12 protein-coding genes are annotated in these 7,735 nt (G+C 43.5%); 2 read left to right on the forward strand and 10 right to left on the reverse strand.

Features of this window, described 5'->3' with window-relative positions; genetic code table 11:
* The first annotated feature begins 28 nt into the window (after positions 1-28).
* Positions 29-280 carry a hypothetical protein gene (locus OSC7112_RS39120; RefSeq protein ID WP_041623961.1) on the forward strand — a complete coding sequence of 84 codons (252 nt, stop codon included), beginning with the start codon at positions 29-31 and terminating at the stop codon, positions 278-280.
* Between the two features lie 324 nt (positions 281-604).
* Here the strand turns inward: OSC7112_RS39120 and OSC7112_RS33830 are convergent, their stop codons facing one another.
* A complete protein-coding gene (locus OSC7112_RS33830; protein ID WP_015179893.1) occupies positions 605-874 on the reverse strand; it encodes a hypothetical protein in 270 nt (89 codons plus the stop codon).
* 522 nt (positions 875-1,396) lie between these two features.
* Here OSC7112_RS33830 and OSC7112_RS33835 point away from each other — a divergent pair.
* A complete protein-coding gene (locus tag OSC7112_RS33835; RefSeq protein ID WP_015179895.1) occupies positions 1,397-3,292 on the forward strand; it encodes a site-specific integrase in 1,896 nt (631 codons plus the stop codon).
* Here OSC7112_RS33835 and OSC7112_RS33840 read toward each other — a convergent pair.
* The 9 genes from OSC7112_RS33840 to OSC7112_RS33880 form a co-directional block, all read right to left on the reverse strand.
* Positions 3,270-4,336, reverse strand: a protein-coding gene (locus OSC7112_RS33840; protein ID WP_150111775.1) for an ISKra4-like element ISOni1 family transposase whose coding sequence is annotated in 2 segments (ribosomal slippage) — positions 3,270-4,168 and positions 4,168-4,336 — 1,068 coding nt in all. Because the reading frame shifts where the segments join, the coding sequence is not laid out codon by codon here. The two genes, OSC7112_RS33835 and OSC7112_RS33840, sit on opposite strands and share 23 nt — an antisense overlap.
* A gap of 247 nt (positions 4,337-4,583) precedes the next feature.
* Positions 4,584-4,940 carry a hypothetical protein gene (locus OSC7112_RS33850; RefSeq protein ID WP_015179897.1) on the reverse strand — a complete coding sequence of 119 codons (357 nt, stop codon included), beginning with the start codon at positions 4,938-4,940 and terminating at the stop codon, positions 4,584-4,586.
* 68 nt (positions 4,941-5,008) lie between these two features.
* Entirely contained in the window at positions 5,009-5,215 is a 207-nt protein-coding gene (locus OSC7112_RS33855; protein WP_015179898.1) for a hypothetical protein, read from the reverse strand.
* A gap of 5 nt (positions 5,216-5,220) precedes the next feature.
* Positions 5,221-5,736, reverse strand: a complete 516-nt coding sequence (locus OSC7112_RS33860) for a hypothetical protein (RefSeq protein ID WP_015179899.1) — start codon at positions 5,734-5,736, stop codon at positions 5,221-5,223.
* Positions 5,737-5,802: 66 nt separating this feature from the next.
* The gene (locus OSC7112_RS42080) at positions 5,803-5,937 is read right to left on the reverse strand and encodes a hypothetical protein (RefSeq protein WP_015179900.1); all 135 of its coding nucleotides are present in this window, start codon (positions 5,935-5,937) and stop codon (positions 5,803-5,805) included.
* A gap of 136 nt (positions 5,938-6,073) precedes the next feature.
* Positions 6,074-6,475: a hypothetical protein gene (locus tag OSC7112_RS33865; RefSeq protein WP_015179901.1), complete on the reverse strand. Its 402-nt coding sequence runs from the start codon at positions 6,473-6,475 to the stop codon at positions 6,074-6,076.
* Positions 6,459-6,761, reverse strand: coding sequence for a hypothetical protein (locus tag OSC7112_RS33870; protein WP_015179902.1), 303 nt, complete (start codon positions 6,759-6,761; stop codon positions 6,459-6,461). Before OSC7112_RS33870 ends, OSC7112_RS33865 begins: the two co-directional genes overlap by 17 nt.
* Positions 6,762-6,846: 85 nt before the next feature.
* Positions 6,847-7,032 (reverse strand): hypothetical protein, encoded by a 186-nt coding sequence (locus tag OSC7112_RS39130; RefSeq protein ID WP_150111771.1) that lies wholly within the window; start codon positions 7,030-7,032, stop codon positions 6,847-6,849.
* Entirely contained in the window at positions 7,029-7,649 is a 621-nt protein-coding gene (locus OSC7112_RS33880; protein WP_015179903.1) for a hypothetical protein, read from the reverse strand. Before OSC7112_RS33880 ends, OSC7112_RS39130 begins: the two co-directional genes overlap by 4 nt.
* Positions 7,650-7,735 lie beyond the last annotated feature (86 nt).

Raw genomic sequence — 7,735 nt, forward strand, 5'->3', positions numbered from 1 at the left:
TTCCTAAGTTTGATACGCCCTCTCAGCAGTGGGGCAGCAACAAACCAGCGCTCCGCCACTGGAAAAATTACAACAGCCGAAGTTCGGGCAGTTATTGGCGAGGCACAATTTGACAAGTTTCAGCAGCTTGGGGCGAGTTGTCCCCGTTTTGCCTCGAAATCAAACTGATGTAGGCATCAAGAAACACGCTTACGCCCGATCGCCTGTTGCGCCCTTGCACCCGATGGCGTCACAATTGTCGCGGGTGAAACATCCGGCCGCCTATATTTCCTACGGCTAGAAGAGATAGAGCCACTAACATAAATTTCTCACACGATTGTTGGCGAGGTGTAATTTTCGGACTTCAAGTGATTAGCCGATAGTTGCTGACGCTTTGTCCTTGAACTAGCTTTGCCAGTCTAATGTTGAGCAGATCGAACAGCAAAAATCTCAGCCGCTATTGGCGTCGTAGCCGACAATCTAAAATTTAAAATCCGTGATTTTGCTGGCAATCCAAACAAGCGATCGGCTTGATATGGTAGCTCGGATCGCTCAGAATTACTCTCTATAAGCTGGTCTCCAAAACTACACAAATTCAAATTCGCTCGGCGCAGCACACCTTATTTTACTCAGGATTTTTGCCAATAATTCTTTTTGCTTGTAGGGGCGTAATATTTCTCAACAACTGTTCAAGAACTTGGCTGCGAGAATCTCCAATCATTAACGCTAAGTCGGTGAGTTTTTTAATCGCAGTTGGAGTCAGAGTAAGGGATATTGGTTGCTTCTTTTCATTGTAAAGAATTGGTACATTACGGAGACATTGCTGCCCCGGATGCGCTTGCTTTATTGAATATTCTGGTCGCTCAGTTTTTGGCTTTTTTCTTGGTTTTTTCATTGCCCAGACTCCTTGTTATTAAAGTCGTTTGTTTATAGCCATAAACCAAATTAGTAGTTTTTTGAAATTACCCCGGCGTCAAATCCCTTATCTAACCACTTCGCTGAAAAAAATACCCAAAGCTATACTCCTTGATTTATATAAGCTTGGTTTATACGTATAAACGCTGTAAAAGTCGAGGTTATACAGCTATCTAACGGTAACTATCTAACTTTTTCAGAAATGGCAGCCTGCGTTTAGTCTCTACAACTCAATCAGAGAGAGGGTTTTTTCGTCATTGCCCGACAGGATTAGTGGGCTCGTATGCCATACTTCGCCGTCCATACCTAAATCTGACAGTCCCCACAACGTCGATAAAGTTATATAATATATATAAGACTTTATCATCTGCAAACCTTACAGCATAACGAAGGAGTTCATATCGACGAACAAAAGTCACCAACAGGTCAAGACGCATCCTATAAAATTCTCCCTCATCAGGGTCATAGAGTTATCACTAATTCTAACCCAATTCCCACTCCTGTGGATGAGAAAGAATTACCAGAAGCGCCGCCCCAGAATTTATTCGAGTTCTGGCAGAAGTTTTTAGGGCAACTAGGGTCTAAGTCTCCTAGCTATATCCCGATGAGTTACACGGTGATAACGCGCGTAATCGCTCCATATTTAGGGGGGCCAGTTCCTCAGAAGGAGCGAGCCACCGAAAAGGAAAGGGCAAAGGCGCTCTCTTTTCTCAAACAACGACCGATTTCCGATCTAAAAATTGTTTTGCAAAATGCGGAACATTTCTTTGACGAGCAAGGTTGGAAAGAAGCTAACAAGCGAAAACAGTTCAAGTTTCACCTGAATAATATGGTAAAATTTGCCGTTTCCCGAAAGTGGTTCCAATCAGATCCGGAAAATCTTGAACTTATTTACTGCCTCAAGGAAGCACCTGGAGGTAGAAAGCGTGAGGATATGAAAGATTTCCATGCCGGATTGCGAACATCTAGCGAAACTGTATTTCTTGGATGTTTGGACACCGATTTTGTCTCTATTCCTAAAGACCAAGTTGGAAAAATTTGGCTGAATTGGCGATTCGTTTTATCTCCGGTTGGCTTATCCATGCTCCAGGTTGCTTTTGCTCAGGTGGAGCCAAATTGGTATTTAGCCAATCCCGAATTTGACCGAGAAATTATGGAATTCGCTGAGTTCATGGAGAAAAAGTTAAGAGTTAAACACCCAACAGTGGAAGCAGACGTACAACACGTCTGTCGATTACTTGGCTGGATGTTTCGCAAGAAGAAGGAGGAGCTCCTTTTAGCAGAGGTGAGGCTAGCCAAAGTTGTGCCTTTTACTCAAATGAAGTTCAAGCTTACCGAGTGCTTAGAGGAGGGAAATTTGCACGCTCACAAGGTAAGGATGTACAAAGAAGGAGTGGCCCAGGAGACATCTGAAGACCTGGGTAAAGAAGCTGCGAACTTAATTGAGGAATACGTGGAGTGGGGAAATGTGAGTCATGCGTCGGTAGTTCAGAACTACAACGCCATTATTAACCTTGCCAAATTCACTTATTATCGTCAGGTCAGCTCAGAGGACTTGAAGAGTCGAGATACTTTTGATAAAATTCCGTTAATTAATGTTCTCAAGGCGTGTCGTCGAGTTCATGAAAGAGAGACTCGAAAACAAGCTAAAACAACAAGTGAGAAGCGCTCTCTAGTTGTCCCCTATCCTCAAATTATAGAGGTTTTAGAAAAAACTCGCTTTGAAGCAACTCTTGAGGTGAAACATTATCAACGAAGTAACCGCTACAGAGGTGGACGGCCTCAAATTGACAAGATTCCCCGGATGGATACAGGGATTGCGAGGTCTTTTCAGAGATTTATCATTATTGCTCTGATGGTTTCCTGTCCTCCGCGACGAGCCAAGGAATATTATGAGGCAGAAATCGGTAAAAGTTTGGTCAAGGGCGGATTTCAAGATGGGTCATTTGTCTCATTAGAAAAGATGAAAAACCCTAATGAGGCTCAGTATTATCTCTGGCCTGAAGACTACAAAACAATGGGCACCTATGGAGAACTTGCCATTCCTCTAAACAATATAACTTTTCCTGATGGCACCCGATTTTATGACTATCTTGAAATGTGGATTAATAAGTGGCGTCAGGTTTTGGCCAAAGAACCCAAACATAATTTTCTCTTTCTCCAAGACAAAAATGGCAAACTTCTGAATTCATCAAGTTTTGGAAAAAAAGTTAAACATATTTTTTGGCGATTTGCCGGAGTTTCGATGTCTCCTCACAAGTTGCGTCACTCGTTTGAAACCTACAGTCAAGAGATTGGTCTATCAGACGCAGAAAAACAAGCTTCAGTTTTAGCAATGGGACACAGCTCGGGTGCATCTCACTTTGGCACATACATCAAATTGAAAGTTGACCGTTGAGATAAGCACAGCGAAGAGCCAGGATTGAGGAAACGTTCTCAATATTCCATTGCGCTCCCGATATTTTCACCCTTAATCCAATGCGTTTAATTGTTGATTCAACTGTTCCCGAACCAATCGAACTTATGGACTCTTCTTTGTAGTATTGGTAATTCACTATTCGGCAGCGATGGGTCTCTAAATAATTGCAAAACGTTTTAAATGCTTGACTTTTAAAGTCTTTAAATAAATTTCTAACTTCATCAACTTTGCCTTGCCATAACATATTTTCTGCTAATTTCAATCGTTTTATTGAACCCCCTACCTTGTAGAGATTTTCTTTGAGATGATACCAATCTAAAATTTCTTGTCTTTGTTCATTATCTCCAATTTCTTTAAAGATGTTCCAAATCCCGGCATGACCATCTCCTAGACAATACATAGGGTGTAGTAATTTTTGGCTATTAGTCCAATCAATTAAATCTTGATTATTTTGAAAAAAGGCTCCCGAATAAACATTATCTAAACACACGGCTTTATAGTCTTTCCAGTAACAGCTCTCGCCCTTGGTTTCGTTGCGTAGTCTAACTTTCCCGCCATCCAATGTAATTTCTTTGACTCCTTGTTTAGATGTAGGCAATTCAAATTCTTGTCGCTTGACTAATCTTTGTAATGTACTGTGAGAAATTTTGATCCCCGTAAATTTTTCCAAATCTTTTTCGGCGCTTTGATAAGATTCGTTAGCAGTGATTAAAAGACAGCAATTTTCCATCAGGGGACTAAATTGACTGTAAGCTTTTAAGCCAAAATATTTTGCCTGATTATCTGTAATGTCGAGCGATCCGATTATTGATTTTATTTTTCGGGGTTTTCCTGTTTGAATTCCTGATACTGCTAGAAAAAAAAGTTACCTATTTCTGGACCAACCTCTGATAACATTTTCTGACGGACTGATTTTTCTATACTTTCAAAACTTTTTAACTCGGTTGGCTCTGTATTTCTGTAAAGAATTTTTGCTACCGCTTTTAAGTGGGCTTTTAGTTGTTGTTGGTCTGAGGGTGTCATTTTATTTACCTCATCTTTATTTGACGATTTTACTAGCTTTTTCATTTTAACTCTTTTTTGACACATTCGCAAAAGTGAGATGCACCCGCTATCAAATGCTTTGACTTTTCCGACTAGGGCTGGGGCTATGGCTCCACCGCCTGTGTATTTAACAATTGCATTCATTATTTTTCTCCTTTAACCCATTCTGCGGGTTGGTATGCAATCAAATCCATTGTCAGCAGTCAGCAGCAAGGCGAGTGTAAGTTTAATTTCTTTGCGGGTCGGTAGAATAGGAACTTCTATCAGAAAGTTTCCATTCACCTGACAAATACCAGTCCACCCATTTTGTAGCTGAATCAAAAGCTCTATCCTCATTTTCTTCAACGCCAATTTCAATCGGGTCGGGGTCGCCGTCATACACGTACCAGCAGGCGAAATCTGGCTCAACAACGAGTTTTATTTTCAATCCCAAGTGAGCAAAAATCTTAATCTTGTCAGAGGTGAGTTCCGCCAATGATTCGTCTTCAATAATTTCGCCCCTTCTCTTTAGCTCATCAAATGCAGCGTCGAATACTGCATTTAAAGTGCTTGTAGCTAAAGCTCCTATAATCTTACTCAGCATTGCATTTGGCCTCTTTCAGTTGCCTTGCTTTCCCGTTTACATTAGTTAGTGTCAAACAATTCCCAAGCTTACTTCCCCCCAAGTGACGGTGCAAATTGATAGTTGTGGTTCGTGCTGTTGTCTATATTCTGGTCGCCTTGAACTACTGTTGGCGGTAAATCTTTTACGGCTTGCCGATAACCGTCGTGATAGATAGATTGACCTGCGTAAACCAGCATTGCGGGGATGGCTGCAAACAGGAGCGATGCACAAATTACCGAGAGTTTATCTGACATGGTTGTTACCTAGAAGTCTCATTGGGACTGAATGAAATGTAGACGTGTCCTTGACCGCTACATTTAATATGAGCCGGAATGTAACCCAGAATCTGACAAATTCCCTCCCAAAACATCTCTTTACAAATTAGGTAGTTGTCGGGAATTTGCCCTTTGCGGTACACAGCCCACGCCATGTCTACAGATTTGACAATTGCTTCTGGCACTGGGTCTAGTTCCACTAACTGCTTTACTGTTTCTAATTCGCTGCTCATTTCTTGTGACCTCATTAACGAGGATTCTTCCAAGAAGTTGATATTGATAGCATCGCGTCGTTTCCACCACGTTGTTAATCGACTTATCCAGCCTTTTCTATTACCTCGAACCTCATCTTCACTTTCAGGCTCATCATCATCCTCATCCTCATCCTCATCTTCTGCGACTGGTGGACTGTGCCAATTGCAGTTAGGTCTGTCTATCCAGTAGGGGTAAACTCGAACTGGTTTTCCATTTACCCGATCCACATAGTTAATTCCTGCCACATTGCAGGAGAGCGTAGAATTCGTCTTCTTCTGTAAGAACTGCGGCTGATAGCAACTTTCGATTGTTCACGCACACCCTCCCACCAATACTGCTACTTCGCTCACTTGGCTAATTGCAGCCAGTTTAGACTTAACGACCCGCCACAATCTCAATCCAGGACACACTAAATACATCTCAATAAAACCGTAACTTTCCAGCATCAGACAAACCTCATTAGCGCGATTGTTTCTTCAGCATAATTATCATCACTTGTGGGAGAATAGCCCGCAGAGGTAATAGCGTCAGTGCGGGCTTTTTCCTGAAGCCGGTAAAGGAGAAAAATCAGCAATTTATCTACTACCTGCTTCTGTTGTGAACTCCGTTGTCTGAGTTGTCGAAGTTCTCGCAGTCGAGCGATGCAGCTAGCATTTTTTTTGGCTCCGTTTCCCTGGTTTCCAATGCTAAACGTCCACTGTCTATCCCTCCAATGAAAACATCAAGTGCATCAAATATTTCGTTGCCCAAATCACCAAAATCTCCGTTAGCGATATCTTCCAGAGCATCGGAAATACCGCCTCCAAAGATAAAATCCTTGGTACTCTGCCTTACTTTTTGCCGAGCCTCGTTCAGTTTTGCTTGGACGTTGTTCAAACCTTGTTCTGCATTCTTGGTAGAACGGGTTGTGCGTTTTTGTTTGCCCGCGCTGCTATTTTGAGCTGCCTTAGCCTGCTCTACTGCTTTCTTATCTGTCGTGTTCATGATGGTAAAACTCCTCAATGATTTGATGAATTGAATTGATAGCTTGAGTCCTGCCTCGTTCCTTGACTAGCTGCCTGAACAGCCACATAATCTCGCTATCGCGCTGGTCGAATCCCTTGTATCTCTGCTGCGTTTCCTCTAGTTGTAATTGGCGAATTAACCCCAAGGCTTTGAGTACCGCAGCATCGCGCCGAAGTTGAGTTAGGGAGATATTCATGGCGTTTGCTAGCGCATCGTTGGTTGTCCAGACCACACAGTCGGGAATTATGGTTGATAGCGGTTTCATGGTCTTTAACCGGTTTGTTTGCGGTCGCCTCTCGGTTGCTAGTTTTTTATCAACTAATTAGCAACCGCAATAAACTCAAAAAAAATTATTTCCTTTCCGGCGCGCTAAACGATTTGGCATCCCAGATACCCCAGACTTCGCGGGCAGAAGAAACCGCACCTTGCAGCGCTTCTGCTGGCGATCGCCCGAAAACTACGATCTGGCGGGGTGGATTGTACTTGCGGGTGACGGTAACGCTCCACTTGAATTGATGGCTTTTGAGCGCTCTCACCGCGAATCCCTCCCGTCACCGGCATTGGGCAATGTCTCTGAACTTTGGGCTAACAGAGAACCCGCGAACAAGCGAACCATTTGCAGCGCTTCACTCTCAGACATCCAAACATTTAAATGTTCAGATGTTGGAAATAAATCTAAGAGCTCGCATTCGGACAGCGCTTCCAAAACCGTGCACGAGTAGTGCTGAGCGTAGGCGATAGCTTCGATTAGCGCCTTCTTCTGGATGTCGGTGCTGGTGTTCAGGAGTTCTTGCCAGCATGGGTGTAGCTGGCGGCACGAGAATTGGTCGGCGATCGCTCGCACCAAATTTAAAGCTTCAGCGGATGTTGGCAGGAAGTCGAAAGTCAGGGGCCATTTATCCCCGAATAATTCGATCGTCCCGCATTCTTTGATAGCGCGGGTGAGGGTATCGCTTTGACGGAATGAATACACGGAGGCTTCCATCAAAGCGCTCAGTTCCCGGTGCGGCATCGCGTTAACGGATATCAAGAGCTGGCGGTACAAAGCGGCTGTTGTTGTTGTACCCGGTTCTGATGCGGGTGCGGATACGGGTGCGGGTGCGATCGAGAAAGGTGCAGCCGCTTCCACAGGTATCGGCGGTGGTTGTGTCATGATGGGAAAACCTCATGAATGTGAGTGCCATACCCCGCCCTAGAAGATTGTCAGTCAGAGGGGGCGGGGTTTGGTTTTAGGTTTTT

This window comes from Oscillatoria nigro-viridis PCC 7112, assembly GCF_000317475.1.
Lineage (GTDB): Bacteria > Cyanobacteriota > Cyanobacteriia > Cyanobacteriales > Microcoleaceae > Microcoleus > Microcoleus nigroviridis.

Coding starts and splice junctions, on each gene's coding strand:
- OSC7112_RS33870 (WP_015179902.1), bottom strand. CDS start 6,761: ATGAAACCGCTATCAACCATAATTCCCGACTGTGTGGTCTGGACAACC.
- OSC7112_RS42080 (WP_015179900.1), bottom strand. CDS start 5,937: ATGCTGGAAAGTTACGGTTTTATTGAGATGTATTTAGTGTGTCCTGGA.
- OSC7112_RS33850 (WP_015179897.1), bottom strand. CDS start 4,940: ATGCTGAGTAAGATTATAGGAGCTTTAGCTACAAGCACTTTAAATGCA.
- OSC7112_RS33865 (WP_015179901.1), bottom strand. CDS start 6,475: ATGAACACGACAGATAAGAAAGCAGTAGAGCAGGCTAAGGCAGCTCAA.
- OSC7112_RS33830 (WP_015179893.1), bottom strand. CDS start 874: ATGAAAAAACCAAGAAAAAAGCCAAAAACTGAGCGACCAGAATATTCA.
- OSC7112_RS33880 (WP_015179903.1), bottom strand. CDS start 7,649: ATGACACAACCACCGCCGATACCTGTGGAAGCGGCTGCACCTTTCTCG.
- OSC7112_RS33855 (WP_015179898.1), bottom strand. CDS start 5,215: ATGTCAGATAAACTCTCGGTAATTTGTGCATCGCTCCTGTTTGCAGCC.